Genomic DNA, 22,636 nt, shown 5'->3' with positions numbered 1-22,636 from the left:
CTGCTCTGCGCCATCAGCTTGCACTCCTTCTCTGTTGGAATATCCGCAGCCATTCGTCCCGGTCATCGCTAAGCTCCGAGCGGATCGCCTCGGCAAGTTCCACGTTTGCCGTTCGCCCGGAGAGGATTGCGAGCTCATCGTCGAAGCCGTTGAGATCGAGTTCGGCGACAACGCTGTTGTGACCCTGTTTAACGATGAAGCGTCGGCTTTCGGCGGAGAGCTCGCGGGCAACCAGCTCGAATTCGCGTTCGGTGAGCTTGAAGCCACCGACATAGTCGTCTCGATCACCGCGGGAATTCGGCAGGAAAACCTGTGTTGGGCACTGCTCGATGATCGTATGCGCGATCGGTGAGTTGATGGCGTCCCGCGGGCTTTGCGTGGCAAACAGCATAAGGCCGTTCTGCTTGCGAATAGTCTTGAGCTTGTTCTGGGCAAGATCAAGAAAGCTCTCGTCTTGCAACGCCTTCCAGAACTCGTCGATAACGATGATGATCCGTCGGCCATCGATCAACTGTTCGACACGGTAGAAAAGATAAGCCATCAAGGGATTACGGATTTCCTCATTGTCGAGAAAATCGGTCATGTCGTAGCCGAGAAATTTGGCGCCAATACCGATCTCATCGGCCTCGTTGTCGAAGACCCAACCAAGCGGCCCGCCTCTTTCCCACCGACGCAGGCGCGCGGCGATCCCTTCCGGATCGGTATTGTTGAGAAAGGTGCGCAAAGCGCCGATCGTGCGCTGATCTTTCGGCAGATCGGCAAGGCCATCGATCGCCAACGCGATATCGCTGACATCGCTGGCCGAAAAATCGCGCACTGCCGCGCCGGCTAGCTTGGCGATAAATCGTGCCAGGAATATCTTGTTCTCCGGTGTCAGCTCCAAGGATTTCAGCGGTGCACATCCGGTCGGCAGCCCATTCTTAAGCGGCAAATAGGTGCCACCGGCAGCCCGGACGAAGAGGTCGGCGCCACGATCCTTGTCGAAGAAGACCATGTGCGGGTCATGCTTTTCGAGTTGCGACAGCATGAAATTGAGAAGCACGGTCTTACCAGCACCCGACGGACCGCAGACGAAGGTGTTGCCGAGATCGCCATAGTGGAAATTGAAATAGAACGGCGAGCCCGACGCCGTCTTCAGCATGGCGACGGCCGGTCCCCATTCGTTGCCGTCCTTCCTACCCATAGGATAGGAATGAAACGGAGAAAGTGCTGCAAAATTCCGAGAGGTAATCGCACCGGAACGGGCCCGATAGCGAAAATTACCGGGCAATTGCGCCCACCATGCAGCTTCGAGCCCTAGATCCTCGCGCGCTACGACCGCGCCGCCATTGGTCAGATGCGAGCGCGCCTTGGCGAGATTATCAGTAAGGTCTTTGACAGAGGAAGCGAACACCCCAAGCGTCAGATGGTGCTCCCCGAGCACGAAACGGTTCGATTCCAGCTCGTCCATCGCCGCATCGAGCTCTTCGATCTGTGAGGCTGCCCTGTCGACCGCACTCACCATCTGGTTCTGCTTGCGGCCCATGATGGTGCGGGCATCGGTTTTAGACCTGAACGCCAAGGACTGAGTGAGGATCAGTTCGAAAGGCGCCGTTAGAATACCGTCCAGCATGCCGCCGCGGGTTCTCGCCGGATATTCCTTGAAACCGAACATGCCTGCATAACGGCTTGTCCCTTCATGACGGATCTCGACCGTCTCGCGTCCGACGATTACGCGATCGGAATAGATCGCCGAGGAGATCCTGCCTTCCGTCAATGGTATGGGTTCACGGCGGCCGCCGATCAATTGATGCAGCACCTCGCTCGGTTCGGAAAACAGGATACCGTTTTGATCGTAGAGCGACAGCACGCGCGGCGCGAAGCGCCGCAGTCCCGCGGTGACATCGGCTACCTTGTCGCGCAGATGCTTCAGACTGCCCTCATCGAGCTCGACTGCGGCTCGTTGGAGCTTGCGAAGCCGTGACAGCAGATTTGCGAGCTGTTCAGCCGGATCGCGGCCCGGATGCCAGAGCAAGGTGAGATAGAGATCGTTGCGAAACAGGTCTTCGCTCACCATCCGCTCCCGATATTTGCCATTCAACGTTGCCGAGAAGGGATTGGTGAACTCGCCGTCGGGATAAGTGTTGTCGCGCCGCCGGATGAGATGGGTCCAGATTGCCAGACGCTCGTCGGCGATGTTGCGGTAGAGCGTATTGAGGTCGCGCTGCAGGCTGTTCAGGTCGGTCGCATCGGCCGTCTCGAAAGATACGCCCTCCAAAGAGATCATCGCCAGCAATGCTCTGGAATCGAGTGCGATCACGGTCTCGTCCACGTGCCGGACATAGGGGATAAACGTTTCTGGCTCGACTTCACGGAATTTGAGACGGGACACATTAGGCATGGCCAAGGTCCCTTTCGTCATAGTGCCGCACCAGCCTCAACGGCGTTAGCGAAGAACCACTCCAATAGGTGCCGTTGCGTGAACGACCACGGGTTTCGATCCAGGCAATCAGGATACGGAACATGTTGTGGTCATGCTTGACGAGCGAGCGAAAGATGAAATGAAAGACCACACCGACAAGGCCATAGGCGATCGAGCCGGCAATAATGTAGAGGATCGTCGTCAGCATAATGTTGACGCCCATGGCCTCCATCGTCACCCCGGCAATCATCGCCGGCCGGGTGCAGGCCAAAAACAGAGTGTCTTCCTCGAGCGAAACCTTCTCCACCATGATCTTCAGCCCCCGGAAATCGTGCTGACGATCTGCGAGGCGCCGAAGAGAATGCCGATGCCGAGCACGACATAGGCCGCCTTGCGAAGGTCGAGGTAGCCGAACATCCAGGCGATGCCGACGATGATGACGGCGATGGTCGCCAGAAGCTTGGCGACGTTGCCCGTGAGCAAGGTGACGATATTCTGCAGGACCGTCTCGATACCGCCGGCGCTCTGGGCAAAGGCTGGCTCGATCATGGCGATCGAAAGGACAGTTGCCATCGCAACGGTGACACCAAATGCACGAATATTGATCCTCGACATCATTCAGACTGCTCCGGTTGATCATTTTGGAAGACCAGCGCAGATGATTGCCGCGCTGCATGGAAGACATCCCAAGACGGGGGGTTCGCCGACCGTTCGGGCAAAGGCCTTTCCTCACCGTTCAAGGACGGATCACTGGTCTGGGGTTCGGGAACTGTCGGCCGCCCGACACTCTGCCCTATCGCTATGGCCGACAGCATCTTCGAAAGCCGTTTGGCCTCGCTTTTGACCTGATCGTCATACTGGGCCATCTTTCCGACCGAGGGATCGGAACGCCCGTAGTAGGATTGCAGCATCACGCGCTCCGCCTGTTGCCGTGTCGCGCCGGCGCGCACGGCCAGACGATAATAGCCATCGAGCAGTGTCGCCGTTGCCTTGAGGTTGAGGCATGGATCGAACGCATCCGCGATGCTGAGATCAAGCTTGCGCAATTCGGCGATGCCAATGCCGCCAAGCCCTAGCTGGACATCCTGATGCTCCGCCATCAGCGCCGTTGCGGTTTCGATCGCCTCGGCCTTGCTCTTCGGCTGTTCATGAAGAGATGAACTCTCACCCACACGAATATCAAAAGGCTGGAACTGGCTTTCGAGACTGACAACCGCCGCAAGCGTTTCGATCGCAATCGCCGGCGCACAGGTCTGGGCAAGATCGGTAAAGGCGACGGCCATGGTCAGTACCACACCCGCTGGCTTCCAACGCCGTCGATGGTCACATCGACATAATGGGGCTCGGATCGCACATTCGGCCGCGCCGTTGGATAGCCCATGCACTGTACGTGCCGGCCATCCCGCTGCCAGCGCGCCGATATCACCAGCCCATCGTCTCTAGCGCTGCCATCACGGCCGGGGGCGCAATAGCCTCCGTCAACCTTGGAAAGGGTTAGCGAAACGCAGGTCTCCTGTTGGCCGCGCTCGCCATAGCGTGTCGCCAGGCGATAGCTGTCACTGCAGAAATAGGGCTCGTAACCAGGACGCGATGCCCGGAAGCCGACACCGCTGCAGGTGGGAAAGGAATGCCCCTTGGCAAGCTCCTGCCAGAGTTTGTTGATCGGGGGACGGCAGGCGTCATATTGTGTAGGCCCACCCGGATTGGAAAGGCACAGGATAACCTGACATCCCCAATCATCGGCGCGCGCATACGGCTCGGAAATGAGGTATAGAGGGATGCAGCCGGCAATGGCGAAGACTGTTCCAACCAGAAGGCGTTTCATCAGCATGATCCTTCGATGTGGCGATATCAAACGATCCGTCCGGCGACGATCTGACGCCGTTCGTAATTTATACTGACTTATATAATGCAGTTAAAAAGATGACAAGTACCCTAACCACGCAGTGGCACAGTCTTTCGTTCGCAGCCTTCATCCTGCATGAGATCATGGATCATCCGCAGGAAGACGAGACACCGCAATCCCGGCTGAAACAGGTCGGCATGATGAGTGTTCTTTACATCATGCATCAAGCTCATCAGGCGCTAAACATCTCAAATATAGTCGAAATTACGAAGCTCACACGCATGGGCGTGACGGAGACAATCGAGCCGCTGGTGAAACGTGGGATCCTGACGGAGACGTTCGTGAAGAATTCCATGGGGCGCGGCAAGGCCCGTCAGTTTGAGATCGCGCCGGAGATTTTCGAGAAACTGCGGAGCTTTCAGGGAAAATAATTGAGTTGGGAAAGCCCACTCACAGCGAATTAAATCATATCAAAAGCGTCAGTTTGATTCTTGACCGGTCTTGGCCGATGAGTGCCTCGCCGTCTACGATCGAACTCTCTCTTTGTCCGAGCGGTAGCAAAAGCTTGGACACACTCTCCCTGCGCACATTACATCATACATTACGACACTGGCGGGAGCCTAGAAGGTATCCATCTGGGATAATGCAATCATCCAGAACCTGGGGAATATCAACACCGACAGACGCTGACATGGAAGATTGGTCTACAGCGGAACGTGATGTAGGCGAACAATGCTGATGCAGACCATGCCGAGCCTACATTTATTCCCTTTATGCTTATGAACCGAACGCAGCCGCCAATTCGGCGACGGTCAGCTGCATGGCTTTACTGAGCTGGCGCCCCTTCTGCCAAAAGACGACGTAGTGGTAGATTGCGCCCGGTTCGAATGGACGAGAATCCAAACCGAACAGCTCGTACTCTCTCGCGATGACGTTGTTCGTAATTGATATTCCAACGCCGGCTGCGACAAAGCCGGCATCGTGCCCGTTTGCATCATATTCAACCACCAGATCGGGCTCCACCCCCATATAACGCAAGGCATTGATGTTCATCTGGTGCGCTGAGAACTGCGGCTCGATGTCGATCAGCGCCTCACCTATGATATCCTCCGGCGTTACGAGATCCTTTTCAGCCAGCCGATGCCCTGCCCAAAACAGGCAGACATTCCTCGCAATGGAAACGGGAACCCAGTCAAAAGCGCGCTCATCGAGTGGCAGGCGGGAAATTCCAAGATCCGCTCGCCCATTCAAAACATGCTCGGCAATCTGCTGATAACTGCCCGACTTCACCTGAAACGAAGACGGATTGCTTTGACGAATTGCTTTTATGGCTCTTGGAACGACGCTCAGGCAGAATACGCCCGGAGCCGCCAAGCCTATTGTTCTGGTGTCCTCGCTACGCAAAGACGCAATCGACTTTTCGATCCTGTCAACGCCCTGAAGCGCCCCGTCGACGCTGCGCAACAGTTCCCATGCCCGGTCTGTCGGGACAAGACGGTTATTCTCCCGGGAGAACAGAGAAAAACCAATCTCTGCCTCAAGCTGTTTGATTTGCTGACTGACAGCGGACTGGCTGATCTTGAGAACTTTGGCGGCGAACCTCTCCGATCCCGCGCGCAGGACTTCCCGGAAAATCTGCAGCTGCCGAAGCTTTACGCCCGAGGTGGCTTTACCGACCATTTTTTTAAACCTGGTTCTCTTGGTTCGGCGCCACCCCAATCCCCCCTTGATGCAAGACGCCACCTACCGGTAGCTCCTGCAAGGGCTATAAGCTGCGCTTATCAAAACTATCTGCACCTTATAGATTGACGCAAATCACTCAAAGTATAATTTCTGGATATCGCAAATATTATCTCCGATAATTACACAATAAAAATACTATTATCGGTAGTATTTACGTATTGAAATAACAGATATCAAAACTGAAAGAGCTTATCCTCTCGTAGCGTGAGAATAGGCAGAGAGGATTCATGCCTTGTCCGGATTTTTCGTCCAATTCGTTCATGGACTTCAAGTAACCGTATTGGTGGCAGCGGCGAGCGGCATACTAGGCACGCTTCTTGGACTGTTCGTCGCCGTCATCAAATTGTCCCAATTGCGTCTGCCGGTGCTAATCGGGCAGGCGTATACGACGATAGTCCGAGGCCTGCCCGAATTGCTGGTGATCCTCGTCGTCTATTTCGGTGGAACCGCCGCCATCACTGCGCTGACCGGCCGCTATGTCGAGATCAGCGCTTTCGCCGCTGGTGTGGCGGCGCTGACAGTTGTCTTCGGCGCCTATTGCGCCGAGATCTTCCGCGGAGCGATCCAAAGCATACCCCAGGGGCAAACGGAGGCAGCGTTATCTCTGGGGCTCGCCTCATGGCAAGTCTGGCTGCTTGTGATCCTGCCACAGATGATACGCGTCGCCCTGCCCGCCTTTGGCAATCTCTGGGTTTCGCTCCTCAAAGACACGTCGCTGATCTCGATCGTCGGCCTTACCGACATCATGCGCGTCGCATTTATCGGCGCCGGATCGATGCGCGCTCCGCTTACATTCTATCTCGCCGCCTCGGCTCTTTATCTCGCGATGACGAGCTTATCGCTCGCGTCATTCCGATTGCTGGAGCGACGTCTCCTGATACCCGATCATCAGAAGGGCTAGGATCTTGGACCTCAATTTGATCTTCGAAAGCATCGGCGTTCTTGCCGACGGCGTCCTTCTGACCTTAGCCCTGACTTTGCTGTCATTGGCGATCGGTTTTGTCGTGTCGGTACCGTTGAGCTTCCTTAGGGCGTCGTCCAACAGGCACCTGTCTGGATGCGTTCTCATCTATACCTATGTGTTTCGCGGCACTCCTCTGCTGGTGCAACTCTTTCTGATCTACTATGGCCTAGGGCAGCTGGAAATTGTCCGCAACAGCATGTTTTGGCCGCTGCTTCGCGAGCCATTCTGGTGTGCTTTGCTTGCGTTATCTCTGAACAGCGCTGCCTACACGACGGAAGTGTTTCGAGCCGGCATTCAGGCCGTCCCACGCGGTGTCGTTGAAGCTGCTCAGGCGCTCGGTCTGTCACGCATCATGCAGATACGCCTGATCATATTCCCGTTGGCATTCCGGACTGTGCTCCCGTCTTACGCAAACGAGGTCATAGGGATGCTGAAGGCGAGTTCGCTGGCAAGCACCGTGACCCTCCTGGAAATCACCGGGCTTGCCCGCCGCATGGTCTCGGAGACTTTCGCTCCTTACGAGATCTTTCTGGCGGCGGGTCTGATCTATCTCTTTCTGACCTTCGTCATCTCGAAACTCTTCCAAATGCTGGAGACGCATCTGGCTCGCTCCACCCAGAACCAGAAAGAGGAACGATCCGCCTACATCGGACCGGCGCGATGGCGATTTCAGCTGCGAAGAAATTCCCGCCGTAGAAACATCGCTGCTGCTCAGCGACATCGTACCCAGTCATTCATCCATTCAATGCAACCAAAAAGGGGATCTGCACATGAATAAGTCTGCATTCGTTCTTTCACTCGCTCTTTTGGCAATCAGCCAACTGGGGGCCAACGCCAACGACCGGAAAACGATAACGATCGCGACAGAGGGGGCATCTCCCCCTTGGGATGCGATCGATGCGAATGGAAAACTGGTCGGATACGATATCGATGTGGGCAAAGAGTTGTGCCAGCGCATAAAGATCGAGTGCAAGTTCGTGGCACAAGACTGGGACGGCATCATACCAGCGCTGACGGTTGGAAAGTTCGACGCGATCATGTCGGGGATGGCCATCACGGAGAAACGAAAGAAGTCCATTGCCTTCTCGGATCCCTATGCCGGCGGGTTCAATCAGCTTGCCATTCGCAAGGATCTTCATCTTCCAGCAACGGATACCAAAGCCAAGATCAATCTCACGACCATCGGCAGTGAACAACAGGCGATCCTCGACCAGCTTCGCGCAACACTCACCGGCAAAACCCTGGGGGTCCTCAGATCGTCCAATTCCGAAGCCGTTTTGAACGACTTGTTTGGCAAGGTGGCGACCGTCCGCAGCTACGACACACAGGACAACCTGCATCTCGACCTTGCCGCAGGACGCATCGATGGCGGACTTGCCGATTATTTCACATGGAAGACATTCCTCGACAGTAAGGATGGAGAAACCGCCGCCTTCTACGGTCCTGAACTGTCAGGTGGCCTTTGGGGACCCGGCGTTGGGATTGGTATTCGTAAGGCGGATGCCGATCTTGTTGATGCCTTCAACAAGGCTATCAAGGACAGCATCAGGGACGGAACGCTCAAGACGCTCAGCCTGAAATGGTTCGGCATCGATATTTCCCCGTCTTCACCCGAATAGCGCCAGCAAAAACTGGCAGTTGCCATCGTGAATGCATATGCCATGAGTCTAGCGGCATATCTCGTGGCACGTCAAAACTCGGTCATTGCGTCCCAACTGAACATTGCAGGTATTCCCATGCCGTCCCCTTTCATCATCGCCATGACAGGCCAATCCCTGATTCACCACGATATCCGCAACTCCTGTGATCGAGGGTTCGCGTCTATTACCGACATCCTGAAACGAGCCGATGTCGCCTTCACCAATTTTGAAAGCACCATCCTGGGCCGCCACGGCGGGGCGCCCATGAAAGGCTCGTATTTCGGATGTTCGGACCCCAGTGTCCTCGATGCATTGAAACAGGCTGGCTTCAACACCCTCGCGCTCGCGAACAATCACGCCTTTGATCTCGGACCGCCGGGCATCTTGTCTACGCTGGAGGAGGTCGAAGCGCGTGACTTCCTCCACGCCGGCATTGGCCTCGACCTAGATCATGCCATCTTACCGGGCGTAAAATCGCTGGGCGGCAGGGATGTCGCCTTGGTGGCAATGGATGCTGGCCCCGGACCGGAGACGATGTACGCCGATAATGCACGCTTCCGACGACCCTCTAGGCCCGGTGTAAACAGATTGGATGTGACCAGGATCTTCGAGACCGATCAAGCGACGTTCGACATGTTGGAAACCGTCCAGACGACGTTTCAAAGTTCGAAACTTGAGCGCGCCAACTACGCGCAACCGGACGATCCCGCAATAGTGGATGAAGAAAGCGAGATTGACTTCTACGGAACCATTTTCCGGCGATCCGATACCAATCGGCGCAAAGTTGTTATTGATCCGGATAGTGCGTTAAATCAGCTAGCGGTAATTGCCAGGGCGGCGATGCATGGGCAGTTCGTTATCGCTTACCTCCACCACCATCATTGGGAGCCAAACTGGCAGGAGGTGCCAGACTGGGTCCAAGCGTTTGCGCATGCATGCATAGATGCCGGCGCCCACGCCTTCGTCAGCCACGGGACGCCAGCCTTGCAGCCGATCGAGATCTACAAAGGAGCGCCGATCTTCTTTGGTCTCGGCAACTTCCTCTTCCATACGGAAAAGGGCGAGACTGAATGGAGCCCGCCGGAGGTCTGGAAAAGCGTGGTAGCAACCTGTGCCTTCGATCCAGACGGACTGCTGCAATCTATTGATATTTTGCCGATCGTCATCGGTGGCGAGGAACGGCTGAAGGATAACCATTTCCATGAGCGGTACGTGCCGACGCCGGCGAGCGGCAAGATGGCGGCACAGATCATTGATGATCTCGCCAAGCGCTCAGCCCCATTCGGGACAGTCATCAAACGTCACGGCACGATTGGAAGGATCTCCGCGACAGACTGAGGTTTCCAAGGCGAAGCTCTCTATTACAATATCCGCTCAAACACTGACGGCTACTCGCCGGCCGTCTCTTCTTCGTCTCCAGCAAGCACCTTGATCACTGCAAGGGTGCGCGTTCGAAGTCGCGGTGGAAGCCGCAGGATCTCCTCGACAAAACGGCGTCCTTCAGCGGTGGCTATATAAGCTATGCGTTCGTCGACTTCGGGAACTATACCGTCGGTTACTTCTGACTCAGATGGCGGCAAGCCGTCAAAAAACCGATTCACGGGAACATTCAGTCGGCTGGCGATCACATAAAGCATCGACGCACTGATGCGATTTTTTCCACTCTCGTATTTCTGAACCTGCTGATAGCTCAAGCCAACTTCATGCCCGAGTTCGGTCTGAGAGAGGTTGGAATGGATACGCAGAATACGAAGTTGCTGTCCGACATGACGGTCGACCGGATGGATCATCTGCCCATCCCCTCCCCTGTCAGCGAAGAGCCTGCCATGTGAGTTATCGATGAAGATTTTAGCTGCTCGATCATGCATTGCTTAGCGATCTCACTATGAGGGATTTCACGCGGCGCGCGCTCGATAAAAATCTGCTTAAGGCCTTGGCCCCTGCCCTATCCGTGTGCAATAACTCGTTGATCGCAACCAGATAATTGAGCTGGAGTAGTTCCATTTGTGAGCTCGCTCCGCATTGATCTGGACCTTGCTTTACCGCGCCGTTCCGCCGCCTTACTTCCCTTTGCCTGCGCCTTTGAAGCGCGCTCCGGCTTCAGCCAGCAATATCTCAGCGGTCTCGAAACGCGGTCGACGGAACCCGACCGTGATTACCCTTTACGAACTGGCTCAAGCACTCGGCGTCTCTCACGTTGAATTGGTCAAACCCGATAACGACATCTGATCGCCACTTCCACGACCATGGCAAAAAGTAAGATAGCCGGCATATTTCCATGTCGCGCCTCTCAGTCTGAAACGTCATAGTCAGTAAGATAAATCATTATGTATAGAATAGCCAGTTATTTAATTGGCAACGCAATGGCCATGTGGAGTGATGACGCCACGTGATCTGCTAGCATGGAATGTACGCAAACTTCGTGTCCAAGTAGGCCTCTCGCAGGAGCGCCTTGCGCTTGAAGCCGGCTTGGAACGCGTGTCGATTTCTCAACTTGAGCGTAAACAAGTAAATTTGGGAATAGATTCTTTGGGTAAAATCGCAAGCGTGCTCAACTGTAAAGTCTTTGAGCTTCTAGTTGAACCCGCGGAAGGCGAGCAACCACCCAACAACCTCCGCCGAGGTCGTCGCCCATAAGCGTTCCCCACAAGACGTTATCCAATCTGAGCTTGCCTACAGACAGGACACTTGCGGCAGTTTCGGGCTAAGCTATACCGCCTACATCGCCATCTGCATCCAGCCAGCACACCGGCAGATTAAGCTTGTTTGGACGCCAAGAAAATCTATATCGAAATTGGTAAGGAACAGCCGCTGGCTGCCGAACGATTTTTCCAACAGTTCCGGTACAAGGCCAACCTTCTTGCAGATCACCTGCGTCTTGGGGAACAGCATCCCGAAATTTTCGGTACAGCCCACATGCTGGTCGAAGCCCCGTATATCATCCTCTATGAAACATTTGCCGATGCGGACGAAAGCGAAATCCATATGGTTGAAATCGTTCAAGTAGTGGACGGTCGACGCGACCTAACGACCCTTTTCTGAAGCCGTGGCGGCCGACCGGTAGCTAGAGCAAGAAACATGGATACGGTGTTGCACAGCCGCGATGCGCGTCGACAGTCACAGAATCTCCGTTGATCGACAGCGATAGGTGACCGCCTCCCTGAACCGCATAGTCTCCTCCCTATATTTTGCCCGCCCCAATCCGTGTTGAGCAAGACAGCTCCCCTTGTTTGACCAATAGAGAACAAGAAGATTATTGTGAAAACGCCCACTCCGGACTCTTAGGGCTTATGCCCTGATTCATCAGGCCGTCTTTGAGGTGAACCCACATCGGGTCGGTTGCAAAGCTCTCTAGAGCACCGCACGCCTCTTCCAGCGATAGTGCGCGATATCTCTCAAGCACGACGGAGATATCGCCTCTGCGCAACGACTCAAGCTCCGAGAACGGCTCGGTGCCTGCCAAGAGCACCCGATGTCCCCACATGCCTGGCTTGGTGTCCGCCGCTATCGTTGAAAGCAGATCTGAATCTGAATCGTTGGCTTCGAGAGCCCGACACAGCACATATCGCATAAGCGGATAGTAAACCGTATGCCGACTTCCGCCGAGGACGCGAACCCCTGGCAATATAGCCGTAACGATAAACATCAGGAAAAGATTTGGAATGATCTTTCGAGCATGCAGCGCGTCAATCAGGTCGGCAGCAGAGAACCTTAAAACGAAGTTTTCCGCCCCCCTTGCCTGGAGCTGGGAACTCACAAGACGCAACGGGATAAGGCGACCACTTTCGTTACCCCAAAATAGGTCCGTTGAGTTCTTAAACCATCCACACCATGGACCTTCGGAGAGCGCCTCCGTATAGCGGATGAGATTTTGGGCAAAATCCCCATCATTGAACAGGCGACGAGCCAGCCACGATGATCCGTCCTTCAGATGCTCTGCCACCAGGTCCGCCACGTCCTCGTCATCGATTTGGAGGAAATCAATGACCGGATCGAAAAATTGGCTCCACAAACACCTATTGGCGCACTTGATCGCAAGAGCTGCCGAAGGAAAACTCTTCTGCGGCAACATCGATTGAAGTCGAGCGGCCGTGTCGCCGGCGGCTCCAGATCGATCGACGTTCTTCAATGCGAAACGATAGATGCCGTTTCGCGCAAGAATACTATAGGGGATCATCTGGCTTCGGCTTAGCCCAAACACATTGACTGAGTCACCATCAAGCTTCAGCCAGCCGGGCCCCTTCCGGCCCCTTTCGACGAATTTGACCGTAGAGACAGCATACGAGATGTAGGTTGACCGATGATGCGCCTTAAGGCCCGTCAGGCTGAACAAATGTGTGTAGTAGGCATCCGGCTCGATCAACAGGTGCAAGTGTGGGCCCGTTTGCAAGACTGGGGCCTTTGCCATCCCCGCTGCCATTGCATAAGCACGATCTTCGGACATACCAATCGCAAGCGCCGCGCGACGGATACATTGCTGCAGGAGCAACATCGCATGGTCCCTAGCGCCGCAATGGCCCTCGTAAGGCTGGGCGTCGAAGGCAGCGTGAGCATAATCCTGCAGGCTTCGCTGCCTGAAATCCGCAATCCATGGAAACAGCGTGCAGATCAGTTCCAGGGCATCACCTTTGGAAAGCAGAGAGTCATTGACGTCGGACGACTCGATCATTGTGGCGGCCTTAGATGAGAAAAGAATTTGCCTCTCACGAGGTTGATGACATAGCTAAAGGCAACACAGGCAATCATGCCGCTTCCAAAGACAAGGAATGTTATCGAGGACGGGATCGCGTTTCCAATCATCGCAAGAGCGGCATAAAGCGCCAGGCTAAATCCCATGCACGCAACGTGCACTCTTCCCTTCACGAGCCCCAATTTAGCACTTGGTATTCGCCGCTGTATCTCAACATCAACGAGCACTCGCGTGAGATTGTAGCCGGCACCAAGAACCGCCATCAACACAACGGCACCTTCCAAGTTCCGCATCATATGGAAACCGGCCATCGCCGCGCCTAACAGCATGACGATTATCGGAATTGCACGGCCATCCGCATGGTCGAACGCCTTTAGCATCAATATCGACATGCTAACGACGGCACCTGCAGCCCAGCAGGCTTCCAGTCTGCCAAAGTCGGTTGAACTTCCACCGAGTTCCTCCCGCACGAATATCGAGGCGAGAGCGCTGATCAACATGCCCATCGTATAGATCAGAATATAGCTGACGATAAGGGTCAGCGGCACGCGACCTAAACGCTCGGACGCAGCTGTCTGCCGAGGTATAGACGAGCGATGCACATGATCAGCAGCGGGGCCAGAAACGCGAACCGCGATACGGCCCATGCTCAGACATGAAACGGCGAATGTCCCTGCCGCAAGCAAGAAGCATAGCTGTTGCGGCGCGATATCCAGGAGCCAACCGGTGGCTATTGCCGCAAGCATATTGCCGACCTGTATTCCGATATATGCCAGTGAGTTGAAGGAAACCAGGCGTCTCGGCCGCGCAATCGACGGGATGATTGCCGAGGACGCAAGCAGATAAATCCGATCCGCAACCGCATATAGGATGACCGAGCTGTAAAGCACGTAAGTAGGCTTGCCAGGAAAGAGGAGAGCAGCAGACACTGACAGCAGAATGAATATCCTTGCCGTATCACTTATCATGCAGAGATACCGGCGATCTAAGCGGTCGGCGAGGCGTCCCACTGGGGCGCTCACCAGAAACTCGGCGATGCTCCCGAGAGCGAGAAACAGGGCTATAGAACCGGCTAATTCACCGGAAGCCGCAAGCACCCATACCGCCCCAACGTAATAGGCATTGCGACCTACCGCTGCAAAAGACGTGCTGAGCAGATAAAAACGGCGGGCCGAACGCAGGTGGCGGTGCTCTAAAGTAAGACTTGGTTCAGTCTGTTCGGTTCGGTCCATCTATCGTTGCCAGAGGTTCTACTACGGACAGGGATCACATCAGCCCGACGGCACTGCATGTCCCAACGCCCAAGCTAGATCATGGCTCGAAATCGAACTTTCGAAATCCTGCTACAATCTGATCGGCAATCCACGGCCAGGATCATTTCCCCCAGGCAAGCCTATATTGTCGCGGAGCAATACCCATTTCACGTCGGAATGCCGTCGAGAAGTGGCTGGGATTGGAGTAGCCGCACATGTAAGCGACTTCAGTAATCGACGCGTTGGAGAACCGAAGCAACTCTCCCGCACGTTCCAGTCGTCTTCGAATTATATAAGTATGCGGCGGTAATCCCGTCGACAGTCGGAACGCTCTCGACATGTGATGGTCACTGAGATCGGCTTCCCGTGCGAGATCAGCGATACTCACGGGCCGCTCAAGTGAGGCCTCAATCATTTCAATCAATCGCTTGAGCACCGTTGGTGCAAGCCCACCCTTTATAAGCTGACGCTTATTGCCGACACGGCGCAAGAGCTCCACAAAGATCGTCGCGATCTGGCTCTCTACCGACATAATGCCCATAGGATCCTGTCGGCTTATCTCCGATCGGATGCGCCGAGCCGCAAGTTCGACCGCTGAATCCCGAAATCCAAGAGCTGGCGCAAGCCTATTGAGATTCGTCCCGGGCACATTCTCGAAGCGACCTGTGATGAAGCTCTTATCGACGCTAAGGAAAAGATAGGAGGCCGTCGGATCGCCGTTGTCCCAGCCCGTCCAGCTATGATCTGCTGGAATGAAGGATACCGACCCAACTTGTCTTGGCGTAAACGCAACTTTGCGGCCGTCCAGATAATCCTCGCCTTCTCTCGCAATGCCGCCAATGTTCAACATGATTGTGTGATCGCTCGCGACCACCTTTGTTTCCTGCCGTCCGACGCCGGTTCGCCGGATAAGGTCCGCGCGGACCGATCCCCAGACGGCATGCTGATGAGCAAATGTCAAATGCTCTGCGCGCTTGACTGAGTTCGGATCAAACGCTGCAGAACCAATCATCCATTATTCCTTTCGCCGGCTAAACGGCCCACCTGACGCTTAAATCTGAGTGAGCCCACACCTGCTACTTATGGTCGGTTTAAGCATTTTCCGCTGCGACGCAAAAAAATCATGTCAAGTTTTTGAAAGAACAGCAAGATTTCGAATGTGGACCGAGGATACATCTCGTAACTCTCTCCTGGTGTCGATCCTCATTTATTGCACCGCAAACAAAGCGCGGATCGCAAGTGGGGGAATGTCCTAAAGAAAATGCCGCCGGCCCTAGGAATTTGGGCTGATCATATCATGGCACCGATGCGTGTCGACCCAACCGGAGCGAGGCAAGAGATGCGGGACTTCTCCTCATTTTTTCAAGAATGCGAAGGTGCTCCCCGGTTGAATGAACTCTCCAGTTTCTTCGCGGCCACCGCCGCCGGCCGGGCCGGAAAACCAATAAGAGAGCCGCAAGTCGATAGGCGATTGCTGAAAGGTGACCACCTCCTCGACAGCTTTGTCAGTTTGCACGAGCGACGGCGGGGTCCTTTCGACCAGCATTATCATAGCAGCATTCCCTATCGGCTCGAGGAAGAATGCCGCCTTGGACACGCGATCCTCCAATACAGCCAAGGCATGCCTGAACCATTACATCTTTATTCATTAGGCACCGCCGAAGGCACTATGGCGCGTACGATTTCGGAGCTGGCGGACGGCCGCGTCGAAAGCCTGTCTTGCAGTCCCAACATTGAGAACCAGCACAGCTTCCTTGCATATGGTGATCCGCCGCACGCAACATTCTTCGTTGGCCCTTTTCACCATTTGACCCCCGATAAATTTCATACCCGCGAAAATCTGACCAAGTTTGCGTCAGGCTTCGACGTCATCTTCGAGGACACGACATTTCAAATGTATTCCCCCAATCGGCGAGACCAAATTGGCTTCGTTTCTCAACATCTGAAGGATAACGGCCTCTTTGTCTTCGTTGAAAAATTCAGAAACGTCGACATCGAGGAATACAAGCATCGCGAACGCCAGAAAGATCACGGTTTCAAGGCTCGCTTTTTCAGTCATACGGACATCATGGCGAAAGAGGCCGCAGTACTAACCGTCATGAATCAAAATGAGGTGACGCTTGACGGCATGGAAGCGGCCCTGACACCCTATTTTCGCTACTCCTACATTACCTGGAATAGTGGGAATTTTTATTCGCTGGTGGCAGGCAATAGTCTGCCAAATATCGAGAGATTCATCTCAGGCCTAATCGAACCGGCCATTCCAGGCGAATATGTTTACGGACCTTTACCGCGACCGCTTTTTAGCAGCATTGGCGGAGGCCCAATATTGTGAGTAATTCAGAATTTAGCAGATCCAATTGTCAAGAACGATTACCCCCATCGCCCTACCCAAGAACTGATGCTTTTGCGATGTACGAGCACGTTGCCGAAACTTATGTCCCCTTACTCAACGCAAACTGCTCGCTTGACCAACTCTGCAGCACGATCGCCGCATTCTCTCGTTCGGTGATTGAAAAGGGATCGGAAAAAGCATTCGTGTTCGAAGGAGGTCATGCAACCATCAGACTGGTGGACAGCGGCCTGCTCTTTCGGGTCACAGCAGAGAACATACTCATATTTTTTGGGATACGAACGATACTTGAAACCAGCCTGTCCAAAATCTCCCGCTGCATACCGGAATGGAACCGCTGGCATCCGACTAAGGGCGCCCACTCACCATCGCCAAATGCTCGAACGCTCACTGGCTGACACTCCAAAACCGATGCGTGGCTCCACTATTGATATTTGCCTTGGTATAGAGGCTTACATCGAAGTCTTTTCCTTTATGGAACTTCGCAGCGTCGATGTCACGGTACCGGGTATGCCGTTCTTCGCCTATTGCGCCCTCAAATCGATCGGCCCGCGAAGGCCGATGCCACTCTCTAACAACGAGGACTGCGAAAAAGGCGAGTCTGACGGAGACGGAAATTCCTAACGACCAGCTCGATTCTATCTTTCGACGCGATCGCCACACGACTTTGAGGAGGACGTCGCCGTATCTGCTGAAACGCCTTGGCCAGCGTTTTGTGAAGCTGGAACGACGGCGCAGATTTCTGATGTCAGGTGAAAGCAAGCATGGCGCCCACCAGCGTTTCTAGTTGGCACCCTGGTTCTCCGGGCCGGCTTTTCGGCAATGAACCGCGAGTTCCTATTAGGGGGCCTGATAGAGTTGGCGAGACAGTGTTGAAGGCGTTCATCATGACGCGAAGACGCTATTTCTGGAGGAGACGTCTCAATGGCGCTAAGGTACAGAGTGCATCCGAGCTTGATGCTCACCCTGGTGCCGATCGCAGTGACAACACTGACACTCTGTATCACCGGATGGCGGTGGCAGGATTTGGCGATCGGCATGCCAGCACGGATCGCCTATTGGTTCCTGCGAGCGGTTCCTCTTCCCAATCTCGTCCTCGGACCTATCGCCTCACTTCTGATGGTTTGGGCATTGCCACTGCATCGCCGTCGGCCGATCGCTTTTACGAGCCTTCTTTGCTTTTTATGCGTGGCAAGCTTTTACGCCCTGCGGGAATATGCCCGTCTCGCTCCGTGGGTGGAGAATGGTGTCATCACATGGAACGAGGCTCTCACTTATCTCGACTCCTTCGCGGTTGCCGGGACTATTCTCGGATTTGGTATTGTCGCAATCTCCGCGCGCATTTCGATCGTCGTTTCCAATGCGATCAAGCGCGCCAAGCGCGGCATCTTCGGCGATGCCGATTGGCTGCTCATGTCGGAGGTGGCGAAGCTCTTCCCCTCGGACGGGGAGATCGTCATCGGCGAGCGCTACCGCGTCGACCGTGACCGCGTGCATGCGCTGCCTTTTGATCCGAACGATTACGGGACTTGGGGGCAAGGTGGCAAGGCGCCACTCATGACTTTCAATCAGAATTTCGATTCCACCCATATGTTGTTCTTCGCGGGCTCCGGCGGCTTCAAGACGACCAGCAACGTCATCCCGACGGCGCTGCGTTACCGAGGGCCGCTGATCTGCCTCGATCCATCGACGGAGGTCGCACCGATGGTTCTCGAACATCGCGCCCATGCGCTAGGCCGCGAAGTCATGGTACTCGACCCCACCAATCCGGTCATGGGCTTCAACGTTCTTGATGGGATCGAGAGATCGACGCGCAAGGAAGAGGACATCGTTGGTATCGCCCATATGCTTTTATCAGAAAGCCTGCGCTTCGAATCCTCGACTGGCTCCTATTTCCAGAACCAGGCGCACAATCTACTAACTGGTCTTCTGGCGCATGTGATGCTGTCGCCAGATTATGCCGGCCGCCGCAACTTGCGCAGCCTGCGTCTAATCGTTTCCGAGCCGGAACCGTCGGTGCTTGCCATGCTGCGCGACATCCAAGAAAATTCCGCGTCCGCCTTTATTCGCGAGACGCTAGGCGTCTTCACCAACATGACGGAGCAGACTTTCTCCGGGGTCTATTCGACCGCATCCAAGGATACACAATGGCTGTCGCTCGACAATTATGCCGCGCTTGTCTGCGGTGATGCGTTCAAATCGAGCGACATCGCTTCTGGACGGAAGGACGTCTTCCTCAATATCCCCGCTTCGATCCTGCGCTCCTATCCGGGCATTGGCCGGGTGATCGTCGGCTCGCTGATCAATGCCATGGTCCAGGCCGACGGCGACTTCTATCATCGAGCGCTCTTCATGCTCGATGAGGTCGATTTGCTGGGCTACATCCGTATTCTTGAAGAAGCACGGGACCGCGGGCGGAAGTATGGCATCACACTGATGCTGATGTATCAATCCGTCGGCCAACTCGAGCGTCATTTCGGCAAGGACGGAGCGACCTCCTGGATCGAAGGTTGCGCCTTCACATCCTACGCCGCAATCAAGGCGCTCGATACGGCACGCAATGTCTCCGCCCAATGCGGAGAGATGACCGTCGAAGTGCAGGGGCGTTCGCGCAATGTCGGCTGGAGCAACTCGAATAGCGGTGGCCGCAAATCCGAAAGCATCAGTTTTCAACGCCGACCGCTGATCATGCCGCACGAAATCACCCAGTCGATGCGCAAGGACGAACAGATCATCATCGTCCAGGGTCACAGTCCCATTCGCTGCGGACGAGCGATCTATTTCCGACGCAAGGAGATGGACAAGGCGGCGAAGGTCAATCGCTTTTTAAAATTCTAGGCTTTGGCGTTGACCACGAAGCCAGTAACGAATTCCGGCAGCCAGCGGTCATAGAGCGTGACCTGGCATTGATTTTTCAGTTGTGCGATTTGCTCGACAAGATACGAGACGGCACACCCCCAAGGCATAGGCCAGGTGATGAATTGAAATCGTTAGCGATAGATCGCCCTGCTTCTATCGCCCAAGTGCAACGGATATAGAACTTTTCTTCGATTGAAATCGGGAAGTAAAAGCGGCCCCCGGAAGAGCAAAACGGCGGCCGTGGCCTTAGGTTTTTCAGCCCGGCGATCACATCATACGGAGGCTGGTTCTCGACCTTCACGCACGTCTTCTAGTTGACAAACGCCTAGCGACTATCATTTTCCGCGGCTTGCTCTATATCGGTTTTTTCAGCACGTCCTAAAGCCGCCATTCTCGCGGTCGTTAATGAGTGGAACAACAACAAGCTAGCCGACAACGAGCTAAGTGATTCTGCGCAGGAATAAAATGCGGATCCTACATTTCTTCAAGACGTATTGGCCAGATACCTTCGGAGGCGTCGAGCGGACGATTCATGCGATTATCAGGGGCGCCGCCACAAAGGGTATAGAATCCGACGTCCTATCGCTGAGCAAAATTCCAACAGAAAACACAGTCAGATTTCATGGGTACATGGCCTATAAATCCAAGCTCGATTTTGAGTTTGCATCAACTGGATTTTCGCGCGACGTCTTCGGACGGTTTCGCGAGCTGTCAAATGTGGCAGATATTGTTCACTACCATTTTCCCTGGCCACTGATGGACCTAGTTCATCTTGTTCATCCTCCCCATAAGCCGACCGTTGTTACCTATCACTCCGATATCGTGAAGCAAAAGTTTCTGTTGAAACTGTACAGGCCGCTAATGCACCGCTTCCTCGATAGCGTCGACAGGATCGTCGCCACGTCGCCAAACTATCTCGCAACCAGCGATGTACTGCAGCGCTACAAAGAGAAGACGGTCGTCATTCCATTGGGGCTCGACGAAGCGGAATACGCCAGGGCGGAGGAAGACACGAAGGCGCGCTGGCGCGAGCGTCTACCTCGGCCCTTCTTCCTTTTTGTCGGTGTTCTGCGCTACTACAAAGGCGTCCATATTCTATTGGAGGCCGCGAAGAGGACTAATCTGGATATTGTCATCGTGGGAGACGGTCCGATGGATCGTACGTTGCAAAAATATGCAAAGGTCAACAATCTGGCAAACGTGTCCTTTCTTGGTGCGTTGCCAGACATCGACAAATCTGCCCTTTTCGAACTGTGTACCGGCTTCGTATTCCCTTCCCATTTACGCTCGGAGGCCTTTGGCCTTTCCTTAGTCGAGGCCGCCATGTTCGGAAAACCTATGGTTTCCTGCGAGATCGGAACCGGAACAAGTTTCGTCAATGTCGACGGAAAGACGGGGGTCGTCGTCCCCCCCAACGACGCAGAAGCCTTGGCAACGGCAATGAATGCCATAGCCAATGACCCCATACGTTCAGCCAACCTAGGCAGCGCGGCACGGACGCACTACCAGGAAAGTTTCACCGCAGAGCGTATGGGGAACGCCTATGCGGAGCTTTATCGGGACCTGTTGGCACGGCCATAAGCCTGTTCTTCGCGAAAATTCGTATAGCAAGGCCTTATTTCGAAGCTCTGCTTTTCAATAATTTGAGATATTCTCTCCCACAATTTTGAGTGCTGTAGCGATCCATCGTCTGCTTGGCAGCGATAATAAACTGTCCGCGTTTTTCAGCGTTGCTCTCGCAGTCTCTAAGGGCTTCCGCCGCCGAACCGACATCCGGCTCGAACCAAATTTGATCCTGATAAAATGGATAGTCCCCAAATAGCACGGGAAGCGTTTCGCCGCTCACGAGCCAGCTATTCTTATCGTTCATAAAATCCATATTGCCAGAATATGCGGATGCCACGACCGGAATTCCCAGCGCCATCGCCTCCGCCATAAGACGTCCAAAGCCTTCCGCCCGATGCAGCGACAAGACCACGTCACAACACTGCAGCAGTTCGTAATACTCGAGGCGATCCATGACCGTGTTGCGGATGATAATGCGTGGATCCTGCGCGGCCTTGCGCATGCATTCGCGCCAAAGCGAATCGTCGTGCACATTCATTGCCTTGACAATCAGCCGCGCCTTGCGGTGGGTTTCACGGGGGAAAGCCGATTGAAACGCAAGGACAGCGCCCAAGGGATTTTTGCGCGAGATAGAGGAAGCGCCATCGAAACTGGTGAAGACGACGAAGCTGTCGTCCTCTAGGCCAAAATTTGATCGCGAAACTCTGGGGAGCTCAGGCACCATCACGGGCAGCGGCACCCTGATGACAGGCTTGTCCGTCGCGCCTCGAAATGCACGAGCTGAATGTTCCGAGTGGCACCAGATCTCGTCGACCAATTCCATTGCCATTCTGGCAGGCGGCGGAAACCGTTCCAGCTCCCATTGCCAGAAACCGATTTTTCGTCGAGCGGAAAAGGCGCTAGGGCCGACCTTGTTTAACAACGTTAGAGTATCGAAGGCCGGCATGACATAGATCATCACGTCACCGTCGAAAGTAGCCACATCCGCTTCGACCGACGGTTCGTCGATCGCTTGGCGCGCCATAATCGTCCAAGGTGCGTTGACGACAGTCGGCTTTATTTGCACTTCGTTTAATGATGCTCGAAGTAGCCGTATGTCCTCGCCCAGCCCGAACTCCCCCCTTGGATATCCAACGAGCGATACCCCGGATGTAGAGGCGTTGGTGACGGCATGTTTGGCGGCTTCTTCGCGTGCTTCCGATGCCGCCTCAGCTGCTGGAACAACTGGAACCGTAATACCAGCGACAACCTCACCGGTATCGGCGAAATATTCAGCTTGACCGTATGTGGTCCACCACTCCCAAAAGGCCGTACGACCCTC

Annotated in this window: 22 protein-coding genes and 1 pseudogene; 12 read left to right on the top strand and 11 right to left on the bottom strand. The window is 54.7% G+C overall.

Features of this window, described 5'->3' with window-relative positions; genetic code table 11:
* Positions 1 to 13: 13 nt before the first annotated feature.
* Genes PMI03_RS15030 through PMI03_RS15010 form a run of 5 tightly spaced genes read right to left on the bottom strand, consistent with a single transcriptional unit; the run spans position 14 to position 4,226 of the window.
* Entirely contained in the window at positions 14 to 2,401 is a 2,388-nt protein-coding gene (locus PMI03_RS15030; protein WP_012652920.1) for a VirB4 family type IV secretion/conjugal transfer ATPase, read from the bottom strand.
* Positions 2,373 to 2,711, bottom strand: a complete 339-nt coding sequence (locus tag PMI03_RS15025; RefSeq protein ID WP_007694682.1) for a type IV secretion system protein VirB3 — start codon at positions 2,709 to 2,711, stop codon at positions 2,373 to 2,375. The genes PMI03_RS15030 and PMI03_RS15025 overlap by 29 nt, the downstream gene beginning before the upstream one ends.
* Positions 2,712 to 2,716: 5 nt before the next feature.
* A complete protein-coding gene (locus PMI03_RS15020; protein WP_007694680.1) occupies positions 2,717 to 3,019 on the bottom strand; it encodes a TrbC/VirB2 family protein in 303 nt (100 codons plus the stop codon).
* Positions 3,016 to 3,684, bottom strand: a complete 669-nt coding sequence (locus PMI03_RS15015) for a lytic transglycosylase domain-containing protein (RefSeq protein ID WP_007694679.1) — start codon at positions 3,682 to 3,684, stop codon at positions 3,016 to 3,018. The genes PMI03_RS15020 and PMI03_RS15015 overlap by 4 nt, the downstream gene beginning before the upstream one ends.
* Before the next feature lie 2 nt (positions 3,685 to 3,686).
* Positions 3,687 to 4,226 (bottom strand): hypothetical protein, encoded by a 540-nt coding sequence (locus tag PMI03_RS15010; protein ID WP_007694676.1) that lies wholly within the window; start codon positions 4,224 to 4,226, stop codon positions 3,687 to 3,689.
* Positions 4,227 to 4,324: 98 nt separating this feature from the next.
* Between PMI03_RS15010 and PMI03_RS15005 the strand changes: the two genes are divergently transcribed.
* Entirely contained in the window at positions 4,325 to 4,678 is a 354-nt protein-coding gene (locus PMI03_RS15005; RefSeq protein ID WP_007694674.1) for a hypothetical protein, read from the top strand.
* Between the two features lie 346 nt (positions 4,679 to 5,024).
* Here PMI03_RS15005 and PMI03_RS15000 read toward each other — a convergent pair whose 3' ends face one another.
* Positions 5,025 to 5,927, bottom strand: coding sequence for a LysR family transcriptional regulator (locus tag PMI03_RS15000; protein ID WP_007694672.1), 903 nt, complete (start codon positions 5,925 to 5,927; stop codon positions 5,025 to 5,027).
* A gap of 295 nt (positions 5,928 to 6,222) precedes the next feature.
* Between PMI03_RS15000 and PMI03_RS14995 the strand changes: the two genes are divergently transcribed.
* From PMI03_RS14995 to PMI03_RS14980, 4 genes are all read left to right on the top strand, one after another.
* A complete protein-coding gene (locus PMI03_RS14995; protein ID WP_007694670.1) occupies positions 6,223 to 6,891 on the top strand; it encodes an ABC transporter permease in 669 nt (222 codons plus the stop codon).
* A gap of 4 nt (positions 6,892 to 6,895) precedes the next feature.
* Positions 6,896 to 7,732: an ABC transporter permease gene (locus PMI03_RS14990; RefSeq protein ID WP_007694668.1), complete on the top strand. Its 837-nt coding sequence runs from the start codon at positions 6,896 to 6,898 to the stop codon at positions 7,730 to 7,732.
* Positions 7,725 to 8,573 (top strand): transporter substrate-binding domain-containing protein, encoded by an 849-nt coding sequence (locus tag PMI03_RS14985; RefSeq protein ID WP_007694666.1) that lies wholly within the window; start codon positions 7,725 to 7,727, stop codon positions 8,571 to 8,573. Before PMI03_RS14990 ends, PMI03_RS14985 begins: the two co-directional genes overlap by 8 nt.
* Before the next feature lie 117 nt (positions 8,574 to 8,690).
* Complete coding sequence (locus PMI03_RS14980; RefSeq protein ID WP_007694663.1) at positions 8,691 to 9,932, top strand: CapA family protein; 1,242 nt, start codon at positions 8,691 to 8,693, stop codon at positions 9,930 to 9,932.
* Positions 9,933 to 9,982: 50 nt separating this feature from the next.
* Here PMI03_RS14980 and PMI03_RS14975 read toward each other — a convergent pair whose 3' ends face one another.
* Complete coding sequence (locus PMI03_RS14975; RefSeq protein ID WP_012652927.1) at positions 9,983 to 10,462, bottom strand: helix-turn-helix domain-containing protein; 480 nt, start codon at positions 10,460 to 10,462, stop codon at positions 9,983 to 9,985.
* Positions 10,463 to 10,678: 216 nt separating this feature from the next.
* Between PMI03_RS14975 and PMI03_RS31005 the strand changes: the two are divergent.
* The 3 genes and pseudogenes from PMI03_RS31005 to PMI03_RS14970 form a co-directional block, all read left to right on the top strand.
* Positions 10,679 to 10,823: pseudogene (locus PMI03_RS31005) on the top strand (helix-turn-helix domain-containing protein); the annotation flags it as partial.
* 150 nt (positions 10,824 to 10,973) lie between these two features.
* Entirely contained in the window at positions 10,974 to 11,231 is a 258-nt protein-coding gene (locus PMI03_RS31000) for a helix-turn-helix domain-containing protein (protein ID WP_081500814.1), read from the top strand.
* 129 nt (positions 11,232 to 11,360) lie between these two features.
* Positions 11,361 to 11,636 carry a type II toxin-antitoxin system RelE/ParE family toxin gene (locus PMI03_RS14970; protein WP_052034277.1) on the top strand — a complete coding sequence of 92 codons (276 nt, stop codon included), beginning with the start codon at positions 11,361 to 11,363 and terminating at the stop codon, positions 11,634 to 11,636.
* Positions 11,637 to 11,847: 211 nt separating this feature from the next.
* On the opposite strand, the gene PMI03_RS14965 is transcribed toward PMI03_RS14970, so the two are convergent.
* The 3 genes from PMI03_RS14965 to PMI03_RS14955 form a co-directional block, all read right to left on the bottom strand.
* Positions 11,848 to 13,263: a hypothetical protein gene (locus tag PMI03_RS14965; RefSeq protein WP_007694656.1), complete on the bottom strand. Its 1,416-nt coding sequence runs from the start codon at positions 13,261 to 13,263 to the stop codon at positions 11,848 to 11,850.
* Positions 13,260 to 14,516, bottom strand: coding sequence for an MFS transporter (locus PMI03_RS14960; protein ID WP_007694655.1), 1,257 nt, complete (start codon positions 14,514 to 14,516; stop codon positions 13,260 to 13,262). The genes PMI03_RS14965 and PMI03_RS14960 overlap by 4 nt, the downstream gene beginning before the upstream one ends.
* Positions 14,517 to 14,658: 142 nt before the next feature.
* Entirely contained in the window at positions 14,659 to 15,549 is an 891-nt protein-coding gene (locus PMI03_RS14955; RefSeq protein WP_007694653.1) for a helix-turn-helix domain-containing protein, read from the bottom strand.
* Positions 15,550 to 15,876: 327 nt separating this feature from the next.
* On the opposite strand from PMI03_RS14955, the gene PMI03_RS14950 reads away from it, so the two are divergent.
* From PMI03_RS14950 to PMI03_RS14940, 4 genes are all read left to right on the top strand, one after another.
* On the top strand, positions 15,877 to 16,872 hold the full coding sequence (locus PMI03_RS14950) for a class I SAM-dependent methyltransferase (protein ID WP_007694651.1): 996 nt from the start codon (positions 15,877 to 15,879) through the stop codon (positions 16,870 to 16,872).
* An 813-nt stretch (positions 16,873 to 17,685) separates the two neighbouring features.
* Positions 17,686 to 17,766: a conjugal transfer protein TraD gene (locus PMI03_RS30995; RefSeq protein WP_131596122.1), complete on the top strand. Its 81-nt coding sequence runs from the start codon at positions 17,686 to 17,688 to the stop codon at positions 17,764 to 17,766.
* 48 nt (positions 17,767 to 17,814) lie between these two features.
* Positions 17,815 to 19,728, top strand: coding sequence for a Ti-type conjugative transfer system protein TraG (traG, locus tag PMI03_RS14945; RefSeq protein WP_007694649.1), 1,914 nt, complete (start codon positions 17,815 to 17,817; stop codon positions 19,726 to 19,728).
* Positions 19,729 to 20,214: 486 nt separating this feature from the next.
* Positions 20,215 to 21,330, top strand: a complete 1,116-nt coding sequence (locus PMI03_RS14940; protein WP_007694647.1) for a glycosyltransferase family 4 protein — start codon at positions 20,215 to 20,217, stop codon at positions 21,328 to 21,330.
* Positions 21,331 to 21,364: 34 nt separating this feature from the next.
* Here PMI03_RS14940 and PMI03_RS14935 read toward each other — a convergent pair.
* A partial coding sequence (locus PMI03_RS14935; protein WP_007694645.1) for a glycosyltransferase occupies positions 21,365 to 22,636 on the bottom strand: 1,272 nt, incomplete at its 5' end.

Origin of the sequence: Rhizobium sp. AP16, from assembly GCF_000281735.1 — a bacterium.
Lineage (GTDB): Bacteria > Pseudomonadota > Alphaproteobacteria > Rhizobiales > Rhizobiaceae > Rhizobium > Rhizobium rhizogenes.
The sequence above is the reverse complement of the archived record's forward strand: the minus strand, read 5'-3'. Positions and strand labels throughout refer to the sequence as shown.

Bases quoted from the DNA above. Each gene is read 5' to 3' on its own strand.
- PMI03_RS15030 (WP_012652920.1), bottom strand. From the start codon at position 2,401: ATGACGAAAGGGACCTTGGCCATGCCTAATGTGTCCCGTCTCAAATTC.
- PMI03_RS15025 (WP_007694682.1), bottom strand. From the start codon at position 2,711: ATGGTGGAGAAGGTTTCGCTCGAGGAAGACACTCTGTTTTTGGCCTGC.
- PMI03_RS15020 (WP_007694680.1), bottom strand. From the start codon at position 3,019: ATGATGTCGAGGATCAATATTCGTGCATTTGGTGTCACCGTTGCGATG.
- PMI03_RS15015 (WP_007694679.1), bottom strand. From the start codon at position 3,684: ATGGCCGTCGCCTTTACCGATCTTGCCCAGACCTGTGCGCCGGCGATT.
- PMI03_RS15010 (WP_007694676.1), bottom strand. From the start codon at position 4,226: ATGAAACGCCTTCTGGTTGGAACAGTCTTCGCCATTGCCGGCTGCATC.
- PMI03_RS15005 (WP_007694674.1), top strand. From the start codon at position 4,325: ATGACAAGTACCCTAACCACGCAGTGGCACAGTCTTTCGTTCGCAGCC.
- PMI03_RS15000 (WP_007694672.1), bottom strand. From the start codon at position 5,927: ATGGTCGGTAAAGCCACCTCGGGCGTAAAGCTTCGGCAGCTGCAGATT.
- PMI03_RS14985 (WP_007694666.1), top strand. From the start codon at position 7,725: ATGAATAAGTCTGCATTCGTTCTTTCACTCGCTCTTTTGGCAATCAGC.
- PMI03_RS14980 (WP_007694663.1), top strand. From the start codon at position 8,691: ATGCCGTCCCCTTTCATCATCGCCATGACAGGCCAATCCCTGATTCAC.
- PMI03_RS14975 (WP_012652927.1), bottom strand. From the start codon at position 10,462: ATGCATGATCGAGCAGCTAAAATCTTCATCGATAACTCACATGGCAGG.
- PMI03_RS31000 (WP_081500814.1), top strand. From the start codon at position 10,974: ATGACGCCACGTGATCTGCTAGCATGGAATGTACGCAAACTTCGTGTC.
- PMI03_RS14965 (WP_007694656.1), bottom strand. From the start codon at position 13,263: ATGATCGAGTCGTCCGACGTCAATGACTCTCTGCTTTCCAAAGGTGAT.
- PMI03_RS14960 (WP_007694655.1), bottom strand. From the start codon at position 14,516: ATGGACCGAACCGAACAGACTGAACCAAGTCTTACTTTAGAGCACCGC.
- PMI03_RS14955 (WP_007694653.1), bottom strand. From the start codon at position 15,549: ATGATTGGTTCTGCAGCGTTTGATCCGAACTCAGTCAAGCGCGCAGAG.
- PMI03_RS14950 (WP_007694651.1), top strand. From the start codon at position 15,877: ATGCGGGACTTCTCCTCATTTTTTCAAGAATGCGAAGGTGCTCCCCGG.
- traG (WP_007694649.1), top strand. From the start codon at position 17,815: ATGGCGCTAAGGTACAGAGTGCATCCGAGCTTGATGCTCACCCTGGTG.
- PMI03_RS14940 (WP_007694647.1), top strand. From the start codon at position 20,215: ATGCGGATCCTACATTTCTTCAAGACGTATTGGCCAGATACCTTCGGA.